This is a genomic window from Thiomicrospira pelophila DSM 1534, assembly GCF_000711195.1.
Taxonomy (GTDB): domain Bacteria; phylum Pseudomonadota; class Gammaproteobacteria; order Thiomicrospirales; family Thiomicrospiraceae; genus Thiomicrospira; species Thiomicrospira pelophila.
This window is the reverse complement of sequence record NZ_JOMR01000001.1, coordinates 835,740-855,286: the sequence shown is the minus strand read 5'-3', so window position 1 is coordinate 855,286 and position 19,547 is coordinate 835,740. Positions and strand designations below refer to the sequence as shown.

The 19,547-nt window shown below is 44.2% G+C and carries 19 protein-coding genes; all 19 read right to left on the bottom strand.

Annotated elements, in window-relative coordinates:
* Positions 1 to 2 precede the first annotated feature (2 nt).
* On the bottom strand, positions 3 to 1,898 hold the full coding sequence (locus tag N746_RS10625) for a flagellar hook-length control protein FliK (protein ID WP_156018272.1): 1,896 nt from the start codon (positions 1,896 to 1,898) through the stop codon (positions 3 to 5).
* A gap of 80 nt (positions 1,899 to 1,978) precedes the next feature.
* Positions 1,979 to 2,410: a flagellar export protein FliJ gene (fliJ, locus tag N746_RS0104075; RefSeq protein WP_029934132.1), complete on the bottom strand. Its 432-nt coding sequence runs from the start codon at positions 2,408 to 2,410 to the stop codon at positions 1,979 to 1,981.
* Positions 2,411 to 2,425: 15 nt separating this feature from the next.
* Positions 2,426 to 3,769 carry a flagellar protein export ATPase FliI gene (gene fliI, locus N746_RS0104070; protein ID WP_029934130.1) on the bottom strand — a complete coding sequence of 448 codons (1,344 nt, stop codon included), beginning with the start codon at positions 3,767 to 3,769 and terminating at the stop codon, positions 2,426 to 2,428.
* Positions 3,770 to 3,771: 2 nt separating this feature from the next.
* Complete coding sequence (locus N746_RS0104065; RefSeq protein ID WP_029934128.1) at positions 3,772 to 4,599, bottom strand: FliH/SctL family protein; 828 nt, start codon at positions 4,597 to 4,599, stop codon at positions 3,772 to 3,774.
* A 3-nt stretch (positions 4,600 to 4,602) separates the two neighbouring features.
* Entirely contained in the window at positions 4,603 to 5,625 is a 1,023-nt protein-coding gene (fliG, locus tag N746_RS0104060; RefSeq protein ID WP_029934126.1) for a flagellar motor switch protein FliG, read from the bottom strand.
* The gene (gene fliF / locus N746_RS0104055; protein WP_029934124.1) at positions 5,625 to 7,313 is read right to left on the bottom strand and encodes a flagellar basal-body MS-ring/collar protein FliF; all 1,689 of its coding nucleotides are present in this window, start codon (positions 7,311 to 7,313) and stop codon (positions 5,625 to 5,627) included. Before fliF ends, fliG begins: the two co-directional genes overlap by 1 nt.
* Positions 7,314 to 7,367: 54 nt before the next feature.
* On the bottom strand, positions 7,368 to 7,703 hold the full coding sequence (fliE, locus tag N746_RS0104050) for a flagellar hook-basal body complex protein FliE (RefSeq protein ID WP_029934118.1): 336 nt from the start codon (positions 7,701 to 7,703) through the stop codon (positions 7,368 to 7,370).
* A gap of 95 nt (positions 7,704 to 7,798) precedes the next feature.
* A complete protein-coding gene (locus N746_RS0104045) occupies positions 7,799 to 9,163 on the bottom strand; it encodes a sigma-54-dependent transcriptional regulator (RefSeq protein WP_029934116.1) in 1,365 nt (454 codons plus the stop codon).
* Entirely contained in the window at positions 9,160 to 10,308 is a 1,149-nt protein-coding gene (locus tag N746_RS0104040; RefSeq protein ID WP_029934114.1) for a sensor histidine kinase, read from the bottom strand. The genes N746_RS0104045 and N746_RS0104040 overlap by 4 nt, the downstream gene beginning before the upstream one ends.
* The gene (locus tag N746_RS0104035) at positions 10,301 to 11,431 is read right to left on the bottom strand and encodes a sigma 54-interacting transcriptional regulator (RefSeq protein ID WP_162173029.1); all 1,131 of its coding nucleotides are present in this window, start codon (positions 11,429 to 11,431) and stop codon (positions 10,301 to 10,303) included. The genes N746_RS0104040 and N746_RS0104035 overlap by 8 nt, the downstream gene beginning before the upstream one ends.
* A 111-nt stretch (positions 11,432 to 11,542) precedes the next feature.
* Entirely contained in the window at positions 11,543 to 11,857 is a 315-nt protein-coding gene (locus N746_RS0104030) for a flagellar protein FliT (RefSeq protein WP_029934110.1), read from the bottom strand.
* On the bottom strand, positions 11,857 to 12,306 hold the full coding sequence (fliS, locus tag N746_RS0104025; protein WP_038125876.1) for a flagellar export chaperone FliS: 450 nt from the start codon (positions 12,304 to 12,306) through the stop codon (positions 11,857 to 11,859). The genes N746_RS0104030 and fliS overlap by 1 nt, the downstream gene beginning before the upstream one ends.
* Before the next feature lie 41 nt (positions 12,307 to 12,347).
* Positions 12,348 to 14,354 carry a flagellar filament capping protein FliD gene (fliD, locus tag N746_RS0104020; protein ID WP_029934106.1) on the bottom strand — a complete coding sequence of 669 codons (2,007 nt, stop codon included), beginning with the start codon at positions 14,352 to 14,354 and terminating at the stop codon, positions 12,348 to 12,350.
* A 171-nt stretch (positions 14,355 to 14,525) separates the two neighbouring features.
* On the bottom strand, positions 14,526 to 14,993 hold the full coding sequence (locus tag N746_RS10620) for a flagellar protein FlaG (protein ID WP_051678501.1): 468 nt from the start codon (positions 14,991 to 14,993) through the stop codon (positions 14,526 to 14,528).
* Between the two features lie 28 nt (positions 14,994 to 15,021).
* Positions 15,022 to 15,423 (bottom strand): flagellar protein FlaG, encoded by a 402-nt coding sequence (locus N746_RS0104010; protein ID WP_029934102.1) that lies wholly within the window; start codon positions 15,421 to 15,423, stop codon positions 15,022 to 15,024.
* Between the two features lie 63 nt (positions 15,424 to 15,486).
* Positions 15,487 to 16,302, bottom strand: coding sequence for a flagellin N-terminal helical domain-containing protein (locus N746_RS0104005; protein ID WP_029934100.1), 816 nt, complete (start codon positions 16,300 to 16,302; stop codon positions 15,487 to 15,489).
* Positions 16,303 to 16,561: 259 nt separating this feature from the next.
* Positions 16,562 to 17,377, bottom strand: a complete 816-nt coding sequence (locus N746_RS0104000) for a flagellin N-terminal helical domain-containing protein (RefSeq protein WP_029934099.1) — start codon at positions 17,375 to 17,377, stop codon at positions 16,562 to 16,564.
* Positions 17,378 to 17,633: 256 nt separating this feature from the next.
* The gene (locus tag N746_RS0103995; RefSeq protein WP_029934097.1) at positions 17,634 to 18,449 is read right to left on the bottom strand and encodes a flagellin N-terminal helical domain-containing protein; all 816 of its coding nucleotides are present in this window, start codon (positions 18,447 to 18,449) and stop codon (positions 17,634 to 17,636) included.
* Between the two features lie 101 nt (positions 18,450 to 18,550).
* A complete protein-coding gene (locus tag N746_RS0103990) occupies positions 18,551 to 19,369 on the bottom strand; it encodes a flagellin N-terminal helical domain-containing protein (protein ID WP_029934095.1) in 819 nt (272 codons plus the stop codon).
* Positions 19,370 to 19,547: the final 178 nt, after the last annotated feature.

Here is a 19,547-nt window from a genome sequence, read left to right as displayed (position 1 = left end):
TCCTAAGCATAAAAATCGATCATATTATCAGTTTGTTTTTTGGATAAGGGCGACTCAGCATCATCCTCGTCTCCGGAACCTGAGCTACCTGCTGCTTTCACTCTATCTGACTCGCCTGTTTGGCTTTGGCTTGATTGCTCAAAGACCTCTTCGTCTTCAACTTTAACCTCATCGAAACGGATACCAGCCTCTTCCAACATTTCTTTTAATCGAGGTATCGCGGCCTCCAAAGCCTCACGTGTCGCGCCGTGTTGTGCGGTCATAGATACCGTCACCATTTGATCTCGATCTAACTGCAACCTCAATTGAATAGGCCCAAGTTTATCTGGGTTAAGGCTAATTTGAGCTTGTTGCATCTGCTGATTCGCCATAAAGACAATCCGCTTACCAACTGACTGCGCCCACTGGGGATGACGCAGAGGGTAGGCAATCGAGGCCAAGGCTGGTGCATTCGATTTCCGCTCGGCTCCGGCTGCCTGCACACCCAGTAACTCAAGTTCACCTTCCGCATCTGCCGCTTTATACTTAATGTCCGAGGCCTTTAAGGTTTCTTGCTGCTGTTGCGCCAATTGATCTCTTAAATTTAAATTCATCGCCTGTTGCTGCAAGTTGGATTGGCTTAACTGCTGTTGAACCGTCTGTACCGGCGCCTGAGTATCTTGCAAAGGCTTAGAGGTTAAATCACTTGTCGCCGCTTGAACCTGAGCTTTATCTGCTAACGCGCTGGGGCTAGCGGGCTGAGCCTGACGATTAACTGCGGCTTGCACCATTCCTGTTAAACCTTGCGGCGCAGCTTGCTGGGTTGCTTGAGTACTAGCAGGAGTAAAAGCTATAGCCTGGTTTAGAATCGAGTTAATGCTGTCTTCATTTTCAGCAGTATTCATATCTAAATCAGGGTTGATTAACTCTTTATTACCCTCAGCCTTAGCCATGGGTTTGATATGCACCAAATCATCATTCAGCTGATTGGGTATCTGCAAACTCTCAGAGGACAAAAGTACCGTCAATTCCTCCAATGTATGAAGCGCACTCATATCACTGAACTCCAACTCACCAGAGTTTGAGGCGGCAAGATTGACCTGATCAGCCGACAAGTTATCGACTAACTTTTGAGCGCGTGGCAATAAATGCTTTTGAATAAAATCCGCCAGTAACGACGAATCTTCTGATGCCGCCTCAGCTTCAAACTCGGCAATTAAATTATGACCCTGATCAGTATCTAGATCGAATGAAACTGATGGCTTCTCTTGCTTTAGAAAAGCCATTAACTTCTGTAGTGAATCTTTAAAGCCATCCAGCGCTAACTGTTTTTGCTCCGTCGTTTCGGCACTTTTTAGTGCTTCAAGCATGGTTTGAACTGAAGCTTTCAACTCTTCAGCCAGCTCTTTAAATTCAGATAAAGTCTCAGGTGTTAACTCATCAGAATTAACTTGTCCAACCGCCTCAGACAGCTCAACCAGGCCTGGAGATTCAACATCAAGCGATGAATTAAGCATATTACCCAACGCGTCCAATTCAGAGAACGAGTCACTTTCACCGCCTGCAGACGACTTCGCATTCAGAGGGGACTCGGTAAACGATGTGGCTAAACCTTGCTGAGCCAGCCAACTTGAAAGCTGTTCAAACATACTTTCATCGGACTCAAGGTCAACATCAAAAGACAGGCCTTCCGCAAACTCTTGTAAAGATTGAGGGTCGACTTTTTTAAGATTGGATAAGGCCGCCAAGTCTAAATTGCCTTTTTTATATTCGGCCATCATCAGCGCACCCAACTGCATCGAGAAATCGCCCTGTGATTTTAAACCAGGACCCGATACCTCCAAAGATGGGGTTTCAGCACGATGAATAAACCCAAACATAGATGGTGCCGCTTTTGCGTCCGGTGCGTTGTTCAGCATAATACATATCTCATTAAATTCTTCTAAACGAGCTAAAGCAAACACTATGCCTAAAACCCAACACTTAACTAAACCTCCAGTTATTTAAGGAATTTTTGGGCGGCCAAGTCATCCATCAATCTTTGCTCAGCACGATCTAACGCCACCCTTTCATCCCGCTGCAACTTTTGACAAACTTTTTGTAGGGCATTAAATCTCACCCGCTTTTCTGTCCACTGCTCATGCGCCATCTTTACAATATCTTCCAGTGAATCCAGCTGTTCCTGCTGATTCTCAATCGCGGTTTTTAATTTTTCAATAAAGGCTTGGGTAGTTTGAAGTTGAATCGGCATAAACTGCTGACCAGAAGTGGTTAATTTGATGACGTACTCGTTTAGATATTGTTTTAGGTCATTCATCTGAACTTGGACATAATCCCGCTGATTGGTCACTTCTTTAAGAGTCGCATGCGCTGTGGCCATTTCTTCTTCAGCCAAATCCGCAATCACTTGCATTCGCTTAGAGCGTGACATAACAAACCTTAAGTTTTAAGAGAGGGTTTTGCTTAACGCATGCAAACTTTTTGCAAAATCAAATCGTTCATCTATCGACTGACTTAAAAAGTTATTTAACGCGCTATGTTTTTGAATCGCAAGATCAATTTCAGGGTTTGACCCTTTTCGATACGCACCCACACTAATTAAATCCTGATTTTGCTGATAAATTGAATAGATCTTCTTAAAGGTCTGGGCATGACTGTATTGATCTTTCGAAACAATCTCAATCATGACACGACTGATCGAGGATTCAATATCAATAGCTGGATAACGCCCTGAGTCGGCAATTGAGCGTGACAATACAATATGACCATCCAACACACCACGCGCCGAATCCACCACTGGATCAGATTGATCATCACCTTCCGCCAGTACGGTATAAATAGCCGTAATCGAGCCGCTTTCGCGACGGCCATTACCGGCTCGTTCAACTAATTGTGGTAATTTCGCAAACACCGAAGGCGGATACCCTTTACTGGCAGGTGGCTCTCCAATCGCTAATGCAATTTCGCGCTGCGCTTGTGCAAAACGCGTCAAGGAGTCCATTAACAACAAAACATTCAAACCTTTATCACGAAAGTGTTCGGCAATGGCGGTCGCTAACATGGCGCCGTGCAAGCGCATTAAAGGTGGATCATCGGCGGGCGTCGCGACCACCACCGCGCGTTTTAACCCCTCCTCACCCAGGTTATGGCGTACAAAATCATTCACCTCACGACCACGCTCACCAATCAACCCCACCACAACAACATCAGCATTAGTGAACTTGGTCATCATGCCAAGCAATACACTTTTACCCACCCCGGTGCCAGCCATCAATCCAATACGCTGACCCATCCCAAGGGTTAAAAGCGCATTAATTGCCTTCACACCGACATCGAGTGGCCGTTCAATTGGGTGACGGTGAAGAGGATTAATTCGTTGTCCAGATAAATCGGCATAACTATCAGTGGCTAACGCGCCCTTGCCATCTAAAGGTTGACCACGCCCGTCAATAACTCGCCCCAACATGCCGATACCTACCGGAACTTTAACCCCGCCTTTTATAGGTATAACCCTTGCATTAGGGGCTAAACCATGTGTTTCGCCAACCGGCATTAGAAATAAACGATCATCATGAAACCCAACGACTTCAGCGGTTACCGGCTCGGCATTATCATGCATAATTAGACAACGAGAGCCAATTGGAGCATAAGTACCTACAACCTCCAGCGTCATGCCAACCATGCGCACTAAACGCCCCTCAACCACCAGGCCTGGTGGTTGAGGTAAGTTTGTTTCCAAATAACCTAACTGGGATTCAATTTGTTGGTTTAAAAAGCTAGAGAAACTCATGACTAGACGGTGGTCGTGTCGTTTGTTGATGGTTTGGCATCACCAACCGAGTCTACGGCATCATCAGGCTGTGAAACCATCGAGTTAACCAGTCGCTGGGTATCTGACAACAACGTATCCAATCGAGTATGCCAATTATGACTCACAACCGAATTTAACTTTTTAACTCGACAAGTGCCAGGTTTGATATTTTTATTCGGTTTCAGCAGCCAACTTTGTTCAGTTTGTTGCTGATAATAGGTCACCATACTGAGGTCATCAGGGTGCAAATCAACTTCAATTTGCGCATCGCCTTCTGGCATTAAGGCCACCGCCTGTTCAACAAACTGTGTAATACGCTGTTTATCTAAATCTAGTGTCTCTTCCACCATACGTTCCGCCAATTTAATGGCAAGCTCCGCCAATTGCTGAAAAACTTTTTCAGTTAATAACTCTTGTGGCTGTGTAAGATCGGTCAAAATGGATTCTAAACGTTGAACTTTTGGTGTGATTTCAGCTTTAGCAGACTGCTCGGCCTTTTCAATCCCTTGAGATTGACCGGTTTCAAATCCTGCTTGATAACCTTCTTCAAAACCAGCCTGCTTCGCTTCTTCAAAAGCTTCTCGTTTTAGGATGGCGGTTTGCTTAGATATTTGTGGTTCTAATTCACGCTGTATGCGTTCATACACTTCGGAGCGAACTAACTGCTCTTTTCGGACTTCGTCTTGTTCGAGATTGATAAACTGCCAAGCATGAACTTCTGGATTTTTAACCTCTTCCGCCCTCACAAGACGGGTCAATTCGGCCTCGTCATGGACTGAATCGGGATGACGCTGATCATCGCTAGCCATGGACTAGACAAACTCCTCTGTCCCACCTGGCATCATAACCTTGCCTTCGTCAGACAAGCGACGAACGGTTTGGATAATAGTTCGCTGTGCTTCTTCTACATCGCTTAGTTTAACTGGCCCACCCGTTTCCAGATCATCGCGCATGATATCGGCTTGACGTTTTGACATATTATTCAGGAACTTATCTTTAAGGGTCGCCTCAGCGCCTTTCAGTGCGATTACTAACACATCATTAGCGACGTCAGCCAATATGGTTTGAACGCCGCGGTCATCAATGCCGATAATATCGTCGAATACGAACATTTTGTCTTGGATCGCCTTACTGACATCTTCATGTTCTACCGCAATTTCATCCAAAATCTTGCCATCTAAGCCACTACCAACATAGTTTAAAATTTCCGCCGCACGCTTATCTCCGCCAATAGACGCTAATTTACCGCCTTCACCATCACGTGAGGCCGATTCAAGCACATCATTCAAATCAAATAAGGCTCTCGGCTGAATCGTAGTTAAGGTCGCAATACGATAGATAACTTCGGCTTGGAAGCGTGCAGGAATGCCACGCAATACTTCTGCAGCTTGGTCAGAATCAAAATAAGATAAAACAATAGCAATAACCTGAGGGTGCTCATTACGCAGCATATTCGCAATCGTAGTGGGGTGCATCCATTTTAGAGCTTCAAGCCCTTTAACCTGATCGCCAAACAAGGCCGCATCCATTAAATAGCCGCCGCCATCTCCAAGCGCGTCGGTCATTAAGCTTTGAGCGTACTCATTGGCATCCACACCCAGTGCGTCATCACCAACTAGGTCTACGAAAGACTTCATAACTTGATGAACATGCTCATGTGTCACATTTTCGACACTCGTCATCGCCGTGCCCAATTGCTGAACTTCACGCGGGTTAAGATGTTTCAAAATTGAAGCGGCTGTTTCTTTGCCTAAAGCCAGCAACAAAATAGCGGCTTTATCCATCCCCTTAAGATCACTGGAACCGTCAATCTCTTCAATTCTCGACTCAGCCATTACTTCCCCTGCATCCACTGTTTAATGATCATTGACGCTAACTTAGGATCATTGGTTGCCATTGTTTTAACACGTTCAAACACATCAGCCTCTTCTGAGTTAGACTCGTTATCTTGTGCAACTTTCTCTTCCAATTCTTTGTTCATCTTATCCAAAGCATTTGCAATTTCATCCGCATCGCGAATTTCTTCAACGTCCTCTTCCGGCACTTCATCTGGATAATCTAAGTAAGTTTCTTCTTTACGTGATAGGTCTCTTAACATAGGGCGAATCACACCGAATACAATAATAAATAGAGCCAAGGCCGCCAGCACTTGCTTCATAATGTCCCAGAACCAAGCCTCCTGCCAAATTGGTGTGGCTTCAAAGAAGTCATCTTCCGGCTCTACAAATGATGCATTAACGAGACTTAAAGTATCACCTCGAGTCTCATCCAAGCCTACCGTATCTGTAATTAAGCGCCGATAACTTTGTAGCTCCGCTTCTGTTAAAGGTTGACGCTCCATACCATCATCCGTTACTACCCACTTATCATCCAGCACTACGGCCACGGATAAACGGCGAATATTGCCGACTGAATTTTTGATATGGCTTATTGTGCGATCAATTTCGTAGTTGCGAGTACTGCGTTCGGATAGGTTTTTTAGATTTGGGTCATTTTGAGCGCCAGTATAACCTTCCTCTGGCGCGATACCTGCTCTAGGAGGTTGATTCGTCAAAGCACCTGGAATACCGGTAGGACCTTCGTTACGGTTAATCTCACGGATTTCTTGCTCAGAACGAATCGCGGCCGGATCCGGGTCGTAATTTTCTCGGGTTTGTTCTTGCTGAGTAAAGTCGAGCTCTGCTGTTACTTGGGCTCTTACTTTATTTGCACCGCCCACAATCGGGGCAATTAAATTAACTACTCGCTTGGACAAAGTTTCTTCTACTGAACGCGTGTAGTCCAGCTGCTTCATGCTCATTTGCATATTAGTTGGACTACTATCATTCGACAACAAGTTACCCAACTGATCAACGACGGTTACATTTTTTGGATTGAGATTAGGTACACTTGCAGCAACCAAATGAACGATAGCCGATACAGCTGGCTCGTCCAGCGTTCGACCGGAGCGCAATTTAATAACTACTGAAGCGCTAGCTTCCTCTTGTTTTCTAACAAACACCGAACGCTTAGGCATACCCAACATGACTCGAGCCGATTCAACCGAGTTGATTGAAGCCACCGACTTAGCTAACTCCCCTTCAAGCGCACGATGATATTGGGTGGTTTCACGGAACTGAGAGATGCCAAAACCTTGCTCACGATCGAGCAGTTGATAACCTGTTTCAGCTTGCTTCGGGTAGCCTTCTGAAGCCAGTTGAAGTCTAAGCGGATGAACCTGATCGGTCGGCACCATAATCGAGCCGGTATTAGAATCTAATTCGTATTTAACATTTTGCGCATCTAATATCTGAACCACTTCATTCAGTTCAACAGGCTCCATGTTGCCAAATAACAAAGTGTAACTGGTAGTTTGCGACCACATTAGAATGCCGATCGCCAGCGCAATCGAAGCGGATAAGCCAATAATAATACCGACTTGACGCGCAACAGGAAGGGATGTCAAATTATTGATAAGAGTGGACATACTCATAGCAGAAGGCTGCGCATTCAATTTGTTATCTAATGATGCTGATTCAGCCATACCACACTCTATTTAGGTTAAAAAAATACAACGACAAACTGGTTGCATAATGAATTAGATAGGCATATTCATCACGTCCTTATAAGCCTCCACCAGCTTATTACGGACTTGAGTCATAGCTTGAAAAGAGAGGCTGGCTTTTTGGGCTTGCAACATTACTTCGGTTAAGTCGGCCCCCTCTTCTCCACTTTCAAAGGCTTCTTTAAGTTCTCTGGACTTACCTTGTTCCTTGTTGACAGACTCAATCGACTGCTTTAGCAAATCTGAAAAGCCTTGGGCTTTGGCTTCACCTGTCTGTTCGACAAGCTGGTTGTCTTCCGGACGGTTCTGAGCCTGCGCACTTAAGGCACGCATCTGCAACATTAAACTTTGAGTATCGACTTTGTCCATTGAATTTTAAACCCTATAAAACTTGCTAAAAAGCGTTTGATTATTATCACATAACCAGCAATTCATATGCCAATAAAACATTTTTTATTAGGCCATTAAGAAATTTCAACACCCTGCTCTTTCAGTCTTGCCAGTTTATAACGCAAGGTACGCGGACTCAAATTTAAATCATCCGCTGTTTTTTGACGATGACCATTATTTCGTTTGAGAGCAGTTAATATTAACTCTACTTCTCGAGCTTTTAAATCAAAGTTGGAATCCGTGTCCGACTCTATCGACTCTTCAGAAACTCGAATATCGTTCGACTTAGCCGGCTCGGCAGCAACAGAAGGTTGATGTTGATCCCCATCAAACAATAAATCCTGCTCATTAATCGCATCCCCGACCATCATCACCAAAGCACGCTGGATTACGTTATCCAATTCTCGTATGTTACCCGGCCATGTATATTCTATCAATTTTTTTAAAGCCGGCGCTGAAATTACAGGTTGCACTCGTGCATTTGCACAGCGCCGACATAAGAGCTTTTCGGCAATCGCGGCAATGTCTTTTGGGCGTTCGCGCAAAGGCGGTAAATGCACGGGGAAAACATTCAGGCGATAAAACAAATCTTCACGGAAGCGTCCATCCGAAATAGCCGACTTCATATCCACATTCGACGCGCTCAACACGCGCAAGTCTAATTGAATCGACTTCATCGAACCAATACGTTCAACTTCGCGCTCCTGCAACACTCGTAGTAACTTAGCCTGCAAGTCAGGCTTCATTTCACCAATTTCATCTAAGAAAATGGTGCCACCCTGAGCTTGCTCAAATTTGCCAGGCATGGCTTTCATCGCACCTGTAAAGGCCCCTTTTTCATAACCAAACAACACGGCCTCTAACATGTTTTCTGGAATCGCGGCACAATTGATCGCAACAAATGGCTGATCACGGCGCTCGGACTGTTGATGAATATAACGCGCCAATACCTCTTTACCTGTACCGCTTTCGCCGCTAATCATGACACTCGCTTCGCTTTGTGCCACTTTATTAGCCATCAATTTAATTTGTGTCGTCACCGGATCGGCCACAATGAAGTCGTCCGCTGAAGAGGCATCGCGATTAAAATAGGCTTTAGCTTTTTCCACTAACACATTGGCTTCAAATGGCTTAACCATATAATCTACGGCGCCTTCTTTCATGGCTTCTACAGCTTGCTCAATTGTTCCGTAAGCGGTCATCAGCACAATCGGCAAATAGGGTTTCAAGGCACGAATCCGTTTCATCAGATTATAGCCATCCATGCCATCCATGCGAATATCCGAAAAAACCATGCCAATATCGTCGTCTAAAGCGACCAAGGCCTCTTCAGCTGAACTGACGGCGAGTACTTCAAACTCATTTAGCATTAAAATATCCGTTAAGGCTTCTTGAAGTTCTGGATCATCTTCAACCACCAAAATCTTCGCAATACTCATCTAACCATATCCTCTTTAATCAAAGGCAAACGTATCCCAAACTGCGCGCCCTGACCGAGCTTGGAACGCACCCAAGCTTCTCCACCATGCGCTTCAGCCACCGTTCTGACCACCGCCAAACCTAAACCTGTGCCTTTGGCACGACTGGTATAAAAAGGTTCAAATATTTTTTCTTGAATCGCCGCATCAATGCCTGGCCCCTGATCGGACACAATCAAATCAACCCAACCATCTGCATTATCATGAATTCGAATATTAATGTTAGCACGCATTCGCACGACATCTATGGCGTTAACAACCAGGTTTTGCAAGGCCGTCATAAGAGAATCATGATCCCCTTTAACCACCAGCCCTGGTGCTTTATTTTGAATACTTAGCTGACTATCACTATTGGCCACTTGCTGCTCAACAGCCGACTGCAAGCCGTCAACCAACCCATCCAGCTCAATTAAAGCCTCTCCAACGCTACCGCCTTTAGCGTATTGCAACATGTCTTTAACCAGTCCATCCAAGTGTTTGAGACTTAATAAGGTCTTATTCACAAATTTGTGGCGCTTATCCTCCGCTAAACCTTCAGATGAGAGTTGCGACACATACAATAAAGCGGCCGCCAAAGGTGTACGAATTTGGTGAGCAAGTGATGCGGCCATTTCGCCCATCGAACGTAAACGCTGGTGTCGGTTTATATGATCCTGCAACTGACGTGCCGAGGTCACATCTTGAATCAATAAAATTTTACCTAAGGTGGTGTCTAAAGGCACTTGAGATAGCTGGTATATAGTTTTGTTATGTGTAATTAATTCTTGCGCGTCATTAGTGCTTAAGAAAACTCGCCTCACTACTTCGCTCCAAGCCTGACCATAAGCTTCATCACCCAAAATAGATTGTGCACTTGGATTCATTTCAATAATTTGATTGTGCACATTCAACACAATTACGCCAGCGGGCAAGAGCGTTAGTAAGCGTTCCAGTCGATCCGCTACCCGTCGCTTTTCTGAGTCACTTTGGGCCAATTGTTGCTGCAAGTGAACCACCTGGTTTTGCAAGGCTTCATAAGCTTGGGTCAACTGATCAGATGTTTGGTTAAATAAAGCAAAGGCTTGCTCCAACTCCTCCAAACGATCTTTTTCGACCTGATTAAGCAATATAAAGCTCCTTCAAATTATGTTTACGGATTTTCTCAATTAAAGTGGTACGATTCACCTGCAACAGTTTAGCCGCTTGCGACACATTCCCTTTCGTTTTTTGTAACGCACCACAAATCACCTCCAACTCCACTTGCTGCAAATAGGTTTTCATTGGCAACCCAGCATTTAAGTCAAAGCTCGGAATATCTACCAGGCCTGGTACTTCTTGTACCTGAAAGGCTTGTTGCACACTATCAAATTCATTAGTCGAATCTGGTAAAAAAGCATGACACTCATCATCATTAAAGTGATTAGACAACAGAAAAGCCATCTCATCTTCAATCAAGCCAAGCGGCAACTGATCTTTAGAGTGAGGCTCGCGATAGCGTTCCGGTAAGTCTTCCAGACGAACCAACTTACCGGCAAAGTTCGTCGCCAAGCTTTCAACTAAACATTCTAGCTCTCTAATATTTCCTGGCCAGTCGTATTCTTTTAGTGCATTTAACGCTAATGGATCTAGCATGGGTGGCTCTACATCGGCAGCTTGAACTTTTGCGAATAAAACTTGAAACAAAGATTCAATATCTTCAGGGCGGTCACGTAGAGGTGGCATGTGTAACGTATGCGAACGAAACAGCGCGTAAAGAGCGCCCGAGAAATAACCATCATCCACCAAATTAACCAAGTTATCGGTCGCCCCGACGACCAAACGAACATTCACTTTTAAAGGCACATGAGCGCCCACAGGGTAAAATTCTCCTTGCTGCAACGCGTGAAGTAGCTTTAATTGGATTGGCATGGGCAAATGATCGACATCATCTAGAAACAAAGTGCCATCATGTGCCATTTCTAATCGACCTTTTCGACCTGTAATCGCGCCTTGAAATGCACCCTGCACATGACCAAAAATTTCCGACTCTAATAATTCATGCGGAATCGCCGCACAATTAAAACTCACAAATAAGGCCGCAGATCTGGCAGATTCATAGTGTAGTTCATGTGCTGCAGAATCCTTACCCGTGCTTGATTCACCCAAAATTAAAACAGGCGTATCGATAGACGCCAGCTCGCTAATAGCCGTATATAGGCGCTGCATAAGCTGACTTTCACCAACCAAAGTAGAAAATAGATTTAAAGACATGTTCTCGCCGCAAATGAAATTTTTAAACATTCTACCCTCAAAAAGCGTAAAAGTGTCAAAATATTGTCAAGCAAGAATTAAAAGATTACTTAGAATTGGAATAAAATGAATTTATTTTTTTGGCGTCTCAAGGTATTGCTGCATCGCCTTAATATTACGGCCTTCTGCTCTTTGGAGAGAAAGAATACGCTTCTGCTCCTGTTTTATCAAGGCCTGTATTTGCTCATTTTGCTCAAGCAATTGAGCGGACAAAGCCTGACTCTTCTCTTCAGGCAAGTCAGTATTTGAGAAAAATGCTTCTAACATTGGCTGAAACTGTGTTTCTAAGCGACGCAGCTCATCCCAACGTTCCTGCTGCGCGCATACCAACATATTTTGGGAATGTGCGATCAACTTTAATGGTTCAGAGATATGCGATTGAGACACTACTGAGCTACTCTTTTTTGACGCATGGCTTTTAATTGATCTTGAGTCAGGTTTTGGTAATCCGCCGGCATTTCACCCCAAGCCCCATCCAAATCCTTTAATAGATCTACAACCTCATTAATTAGCGACACATCATTTTTAGCCGACGCTTCAAAAGTGCGCCGAACCATATAATCGTATAAGCCCCATAGATTTTCTGCTACTTCACCACCAACTTCCATATCTAAGCCGGCTTTTAAGCCATGCAAGATGGATATAACTTTATTAATATGCTCGGCTTTTTTGGCATAATCCTTACGCTCAATAAAGACCTTAGCCACACCTAGATTTTTAATCGCCGCCTCATACAATAACTTAATCAATTTATGAGGTGTAGCTTCCACTACCGCGGTTTCAACATAATTATTAGCATACTGTTGCGCGAACTTATTACGCATTGCCAAGCTCATTTTTAGCTCCCTATCCTTAAAATTTCTATGGGGTTAATCAATTATTGCGCAGGTCTGTTATAAGTCTGAGTTAGAAAACTTTGCGTCTCCTGCATCTGCGACATAATGGATTGCATCATAGAAAACTGCATACGATACTTCATTTCCATTTTTTCGAACCGAATATCAATTTTTTCACGCTTCTCTTCAAGCTCACCCAAACGATCATTCAATGAGCTGACGCGCTGACCGATTAAACCTGTATCAGCCTCTAATACATCATTAATAGTGTTAAATACCTTACTACCGAAACCTTCAACATAGTCAATAGTACCTCTAGGCCCCAAAGCGCCACCCTGCACATCAAACTGGAGACCTCTTACATCGGCTGCAGCACCTGATGAATCCACCGCAAACTCAGAGATGTTCACTTTGCGGCCATCACTCATATCCGCATAAGCACCAATATTGACGGTCGCACCATTGTTCATGGTCAAGGTACCATCTACGTTCTGACCAATATCGTTTGCAGCCGCACTATAACCCGCTGCTGCAAACGCTGACATATCAACTGACGAAGCGGCGCCAAATCGGTTTGATGTGATGTTTAGATTATTAGTCCCATCCAAACTGACACTCACACGTGCACCAGAAGCCATAATATCGGCATTCCCATTAATCGCGTCGGACATCGCTGTCGCAAACTCTTGTGGGCTCGCATAGTTTTGTGCGGCAAGCGTAATATCAACAGTAGCACCACCATCAACACTAATACTGAATGTTCTATCCGCGAGTGCCGCCGCTGATAAATCCACACCACCAGCTGCAATTGCAGTGTCGCCAGCCACAACGGCTCTTTCAGCCACCTGCGTGATATCTAAAGCATAACTACCTTCTAACGTTTTTGCGGATCCCCCCGTCACATTTACCAAATTATCTGTGGCGGTTCCACCGGCTGAAAAAACACCAGCCAGAGCATCCATATCAGAGCTCATTACTGAGTTAAGTTGCGCTTCATCTAACTGCATCTGACCATAACGATCAAACGAAATCCCAACACTAGATAATGAGTCAAACGAACCTGATGTACTTGTTAAAGCGCCACTCATTGCCTCTCTAATCTGAGTCTTTAAATTTCTAAGCAAGCTATTACCGGCTAAGTCACCCGTAAATTCTTTTTCCGGATCTTCCATCTCAGCTGCGGTTAACGGATCATAGGAACCCAAGTCCTTTAAGATCGTGTCCAACTGGTTATAAACGTCCACGAAATCTTTAATGGCCGTTACAACAGATTCAGAGTCATTAGCTATTGACACTACCTGCGTGCTACCCACGGCTTCAGAGTTTAAGTTAAATGTTAGTCCACTAATCACATTACTGAATGAATTCGTCGAATTCGTTACCTGAACACCATTTAATTTCATAATGGCATCCTGACCTTCAGCGCCAGGCACAGCCGCAAATGCATCCGCCCCAGTAAAATCTGGATGCCCAGTTACATCGAACTGGCTAGCGGCACCCGTTTCATTGGCGGTCATCATCAACTGGTATCCACCACCGTTGTTAATAATCGATGCCGTTACACCTAAACCGGATGCATTGATAGTGCGTTGCAACCCTTCCAACGTATTATTAGACGCATCAATCGTGATATCTTGGCCATTAATGGTCATGGTTCCATTCGAAATCGCATCATACTGAGAGCCAAATGTTTTACCAGAAATAACCGTATGAGCCTGAGCCAACTGCATCGATTCAATATTATAAGAACCCGCAGTGACATCACCCGTTATTGAAGCAGACACGACGGCTTCATTAGTTGAGTTTATGGTGTTTTGTGAAAATAAACTAGGGGACGCTAACTCTTTAGCATAGCTATTAAAAGCCGTCAGATTTGTTTGCAAATATTTCAACGCATTCAGTTCGGTATTATATTTTTCTGACTTTCGATCAACAATACTTAGCGGCCCTGCCACGTCAGCTTCAGCTAGGACTTTAGCCATATTACCAACATCGAATGAACTTCTTGTTAGCGAGTTTAAAAGTGTAGTGCCAATTTCGTTAGCCATGATACTCTCCTGGTCAGGGCGTTTATTGCAAAAGTTCTAAGCGACTTCTATACCAACACAAACGCTTGGTTGATTTACTCTGTATAAAAGTTATCGACCATTAAATTAGAAACTTTAGAAATCCAACTGAAAAAAAGCGGCCATAAAGACCGCTAACACACAAGGGAACCGTTAAACCTGCTGACTGGTAAATAAACCAACAGGTATTGAACTTGGATTATCACTCAATCCATTATTGACTTGCTTTAGATAAGCATCAATATTTTTTGCAATACGAAGAAAATCTTCGGAGGGAATCTGCATAATCAATTCATCAGTTTGGGCATTTTTAATCGCAACCACCATTTTATCGGTCAGCTCATCGCGCTCGAACCTTAAATAGCTGGCCCTTAAACTCTCTAACTGATTATTTGCAGCTAGCATAGCCTGATCCAATTCCTCAGGCGTAGCTTGTTTTGTATCAACAGGCGCCTGCATACTTTCCACGCGACTGTCGTTATGTTTGGGCGACGCAGTTTTTAACGTGTCAACTGGCTGCGTCGGATTGTATCCAATATCATCGCCGTTAAACGATTTCTTTACCGCACTTGTATAAACTTGATTTGACACCGTAGCAGCCAGTTTGTTTAACTCGCTCATGGTGATTACTCCTTAACAAATCTATCATCTATATGATTTCATTGAATAAGGCGCCTGTCAATTGTTGTTTATCCATGCCGGATGTCGGTTGTTGCATTAAATAGTTCTGAATATTTTTCATTACTTGCAAAGCCCCTTCACTCGGATATTGCTTGATCACCTCATCAGTTTGGCGATCTACTATACGAACAATCGGGCGATTGGTTTCCGCATCACGGTCAAAGTTAACACTTAATCCGTATTGAGAAAGCGCATCACTCACACGTTCAACATTAACTTCCAACAGCTCTGTTTTGGTGACTTCAGGCTGACTAGCCGATTTCGACCTGTCAACTTGTTCAATAGCGGGTCTAGGTTTTTGCTCAACCTGAGGCGACACGGGAGTATCACTTCGATACCCAATATTATTTGAAAGTCCTGACGTTTCCATGACCTTCTCCTTTATTTATAAAGGCCGGCGCCCTAATAATTAGAGCGCCTAAAGCCGAGTCAATTATCTTAGTAACGATAATACGTTTTGTGACTGCTGGTTCGCTTGACCCAACATCGCCATACCCGCTTGCTGCAACACCTGGATTCGTGCTAACTGCGAACTTTCACGTGCATAGTCAGCGTCTTGAACCTGTGAACGTGCTGCATTCATGTTTTCATTCACGTTCGCCAGGTTCGATACGGTGTAATCCAAACGGTTTTGCATCGCACCCCAGTTGGCTCGTACGTTCTTGATCGAACCTAAGTTGGCATCAATTGAACCGATCGCCGATGACGCGTTAGCAATCGTCGTAATATCTGTAGCCAACGCCGTTAGACCAGTAAAGTCAATCGTACTGACGTTAATCTTATTGTTCGCACCTGTCTGCCAACCCACGTGCAAACTCACGGTACCGTTCGCATTCATTAAGTCAGTTTCGTTAAACTGAGTTGTGTTCGCAACACGTGTAATTTCCGTACTTAACTGTTGGAACTCAGCATCCATTTGAGTACGGTTATCAGCACTGTAGGTACCGTTCAATGACTGCACACCTAGCTCACGCATACACTGTAACATGTTTACCACTTCTTCGGTCGCCCCGTCCATGGTTTGCAACAATGATGCACCATCATTCGCGTTACGAATCGCTTGATCCGTGCCTCGGATCTGGGTGGTCATACCAGTCGTTACCGCTAAGCCTGCCGCATCATCGGCCGCTTTATTGATACGTAGACCTGAGGTCAAACGTTCCATTGCGGTATTTTGTTCTTTTTGCGTGCCGTCCAAAATACGACTCGCGTTGATTGCACCCATATTGGTATTGATTACCATAGCCATAATAACTCTCCTTTTTTAATAAAAAAGACAAGGATTCTAAGCGATCCTATTTTGCCTCATTAGAGTTAACGACCGACCAAACTATAGCTTTAGTATTTTTTTAAAAAAATTTAATAAATTTTTTTAGGTATAAAAAAAGCGGCCATAAAGACCGCTAACACACAAGAAAATCAAGTTAAGTTCAACACCCTACACTCTCGCTTAAGATGCTCAACTTAACCGGCTGGCCAGTTTAAAGTCTGACCAGCGGCTTTTAAACTTAACGCACCAATGACAAGACGTTTTGTGACTGCTGGTTCGCTTGACCCAACATCGCCATACCAGCTTGCTGCAACACTTGGATTCGTGCTAACTGTGCCGATTCGCGTGCATAGTCAGCGTCTTGAACCTGTGAACGTGCTGCATTCATGTTTTCATTCACGTTCGCCAAGTTCGATACGGTGTAATCCAAACGGTTTTGCATCGCACCCCAGTTGGCTCGTACGTTCTTGATCGAACCTAAGTTGGCATCAATTGAACCGATCGCCGATGACGCGTTAGCAATCGTCGTAATATCCGTACCTAACGCTGTTAGACCAGTAAAGTCAATCGTACTGACGTTAATCTTATTGTTCGCACCTGTCTGCCAACCCACGTGCAAACTCACGGTACCGTTCGCATTCATTAAGTCAGTTTCGTTAAACTGAGTTGTGTTCGCAACACGTGTAATTTCAGTTGTTAACTGCTGGAACTCGGCATCCATTTGAGTACGGTTATCAGCACTGTAGGTACCGTTCAATGACTGCACACCTAGCTCACGCATACGCTGTAACATGTTTACCACTTCTTCGGTCGCCCCGTCCATGGTTTGCAACAATGATGCACCATCATTCGCGTTACGAATCGCTTGATCCGTACCTCGGATCTGGGTGGTCATACCGGTTACTACAGCTAAACCCGCCGCATCATCGGCCGCTTTATTGATACGTAGACCTGAGGTCAGACGCTCCATTGCGGTACCTTGTTCTTTTTGCGTGCCGTCCAAAATACGACTCGCGTTGATGGCACCCATATTTGTGTTAATTACCATTGCCATGATGTTCTCTCCCTTACTGGAAATTATTTTCTTAAAGAGGTTCAACCCCTTGTATGTTCATTTAGTTAAACGGCACTTTTAACTAAAACTTTAGAATAATTTAATTAATTTTATTTTTTTGCACAAATAAAAAAAGCGGCCATAAAGACCGCTAACACACAAGAAAATCAAGTTAAGTTCAACACCCTACACTCTCGCTTAAGATGCTCAACTTAACCGGCTGGCCAGTTTAAAGTCTGACCAGCGGCTTTTAAACTTAACGCACCAATGACAAGACGTTTTGTGACTGCTGGTTCGCTTGACCCAACATCGCCATACCCGCTTGCTGCAACACTTGGATTCGTGCCAAGTTAGCACTTTCACGTGCATAGTCAGCGTCTTCAACCTGTGAACGTGCTGCGTTCATGTTTTCATTCACGTTCGCCAAGTTCGATACGGTGTAATCCAAACGGTTTTGCATCGCACCCCAGTTGGCTCGTACGTTCTTGATCGAACCTAAGTTGGCATCAATTGAACCGATCGCCGATGACGCGTTAGCAATCGTCGTAATATCCGTACCTAACGCTGTTAGACCAGTAAAGTCAATCGTACTGACGTTAATCTTATTGTTCGCACCTGTCTGCCAACCCACGTGCAAACTCACGGTACCGTTCGCATTCATTAAGTCAGTTTCGTTAAACTGAGTTGTGTTCGCAACACGTGTAATTTCCGTACTTAACTGTTGGAACTCGGCGTCCATTTGGGTACGGTTATCGGCACTGTAAGTACCGTTCAAAGACTGAATCCCTAGCTCACGCATACGCTGTAACATGTTTACCACTTCTTCGGTCGCCCCGTCCATGGTTTGCAACAATGATGCACCATCATTCGCGTTACGAATCGCTTGATCTGTGCCTCGAATCTGGGTGGTCATACCGGTTACTACCGCTAAACCCGCCGCATCATCGGCCGCTTTATTGATACGTAGACCTGAGGTCAGACGCTCCATTGCGGTACCTTGTTCTTTTTGCGTGCCGTCCAAAATACGACTCGCGTTGATGGCACCCATATTTGTATTAATTACCATTGCCATGATGTTTCTCCCTTGTGACAATTTTAATAACTAGGCCTGGTTGTTTTTATTTGGCCCAGCGACACTCTCTTTTTAAAACGTTACTTCTATTAATTAAAAACTTACTGCAATAACTGCAAAACATTCTGAGCCAACTGGTTTGACTGCCCCAACATGGACATACCCGCTTGCTGTAAAACTTGAAATCTAGCTAAGTTGGCACTTTCTTTTGCATAATCCGCATCTTGAATCTGGGAACGTGCACTGTTCATATTTTCGTTTACGTTTTGTAGATTTGACACGGTGTAATCCAAACGGTTCTGAATCGCGCCCCATTTAGCACGCTCTGTTTTAACGGATGCTAGATTAATATCAATCACACTAATAGCTTGTGAGGCATTCGCTACCGTTGAAACGTTCTCACCCAGTGCCGCCATACTTGCAAAATCAACCATAGATAAAACAATTTTATTTTCTACGCCTGTTTCCCAACCAACGTGAAGCTGGATCGTAGAAGCAGAGTTATTCATTAATGCAATTTCGTTGAACCTAACCGTCTGTGCTACACGTTCAATTTCTCGTGCTAGTTGCTGATACTCAGCATTCATTTGACCGCGGTTTTCATTACTATAGGTTCCAGTTAAAGACTGAATCCCCAACTGACGCATACGCTGCAACATGTTAACCACTTCTTCTGAGGCCCCATCAACGGTTTGAATTAACGACGAACCATCGTTGGCATTACGGATAGCTTGGTCGGTACCTTTAATCTGCGTGGTCATCCCGATCGCTACGGCCATACCAGCGGCATCATCCGCTGCTCTGTTAATTCTCAAACCAGAGGTTAAACGCTCCATAGTGGTTGACTGATCCTTTGATGTTCCATCTAGGATTCTTGCGGCGTTCATAGCCGCCATATTTGTATTAATAACCATTGCCATGACTATTTTCCTTCTTGTGTGTGTTAGATATTTTTATCTTTATATTTTTTCTTGAGGCTGTATCTTCAGCCTTCAATTTATTTAACGGCCTAACGCCGATTACTTGAGTAAAATTTAGCCTGAAAAATGCAATAGAAATAAAAAAAGCGCCGAATGGCGCTTTTAAAAGGAAGGAAGC

What these genes read in the sequence shown, in the direction of transcription:
- N746_RS10625 (WP_156018272.1), bottom strand. Translation starts at nt 1,898, where the DNA reads ATGCTGAACAACGCACCGGACGCAAAAGCGGCACCATCTATGTTTGGG.
- fliJ (WP_029934132.1), bottom strand. Translation starts at nt 2,410, where the DNA reads ATGTCACGCTCTAAGCGAATGCAAGTGATTGCGGATTTGGCTGAAGAA.
- fliI (WP_029934130.1), bottom strand. Translation starts at nt 3,769, where the DNA reads ATGAGTTTCTCTAGCTTTTTAAACCAACAAATTGAATCCCAGTTAGGT.
- N746_RS0104065 (WP_029934128.1), bottom strand. Translation starts at nt 4,599, where the DNA reads ATGGCTAGCGATGATCAGCGTCATCCCGATTCAGTCCATGACGAGGCC.
- fliG (WP_029934126.1), bottom strand. Translation starts at nt 5,625, where the DNA reads ATGGCTGAGTCGAGAATTGAAGAGATTGACGGTTCCAGTGATCTTAAG.
- fliF (WP_029934124.1), bottom strand. Translation starts at nt 7,313, where the DNA reads ATGGCTGAATCAGCATCATTAGATAACAAATTGAATGCGCAGCCTTCT.
- fliE (WP_029934118.1), bottom strand. Translation starts at nt 7,703, where the DNA reads ATGGACAAAGTCGATACTCAAAGTTTAATGTTGCAGATGCGTGCCTTA.
- N746_RS0104045 (WP_029934116.1), bottom strand. Translation starts at nt 9,163, where the DNA reads ATGAGTATTGCGAAGATTTTGGTGGTTGAAGATGATCCAGAACTTCAA.
- N746_RS0104035 (WP_162173029.1), bottom strand. Translation starts at nt 11,431, where the DNA reads ATGTCTTTAAATCTATTTTCTACTTTGGTTGGTGAAAGTCAGCTTATG.
- fliS (WP_038125876.1), bottom strand. Translation starts at nt 12,306, where the DNA reads ATGAGCTTGGCAATGCGTAATAAGTTCGCGCAACAGTATGCTAATAAT.
- fliD (WP_029934106.1), bottom strand. Translation starts at nt 14,354, where the DNA reads ATGGCTAACGAAATTGGCACTACACTTTTAAACTCGCTAACAAGAAGT.
- N746_RS10620 (WP_051678501.1), bottom strand. Translation starts at nt 14,993, where the DNA reads ATGAGCGAGTTAAACAAACTGGCTGCTACGGTGTCAAATCAAGTTTAT.
- N746_RS0104010 (WP_029934102.1), bottom strand. Translation starts at nt 15,423, where the DNA reads ATGGAAACGTCAGGACTTTCAAATAATATTGGGTATCGAAGTGATACT.
- N746_RS0104005 (WP_029934100.1), bottom strand. Translation starts at nt 16,302, where the DNA reads ATGGCTATGGTAATCAATACCAATATGGGTGCAATCAACGCGAGTCGT.
- N746_RS0104000 (WP_029934099.1), bottom strand. Translation starts at nt 17,377, where the DNA reads ATGGCAATGGTAATTAACACAAATATGGGTGCCATCAACGCGAGTCGT.
- N746_RS0103995 (WP_029934097.1), bottom strand. Translation starts at nt 18,449, where the DNA reads ATGGCAATGGTAATTAATACAAATATGGGTGCCATCAACGCGAGTCGT.
- N746_RS0103990 (WP_029934095.1), bottom strand. Translation starts at nt 19,369, where the DNA reads ATGGCAATGGTTATTAATACAAATATGGCGGCTATGAACGCCGCAAGA.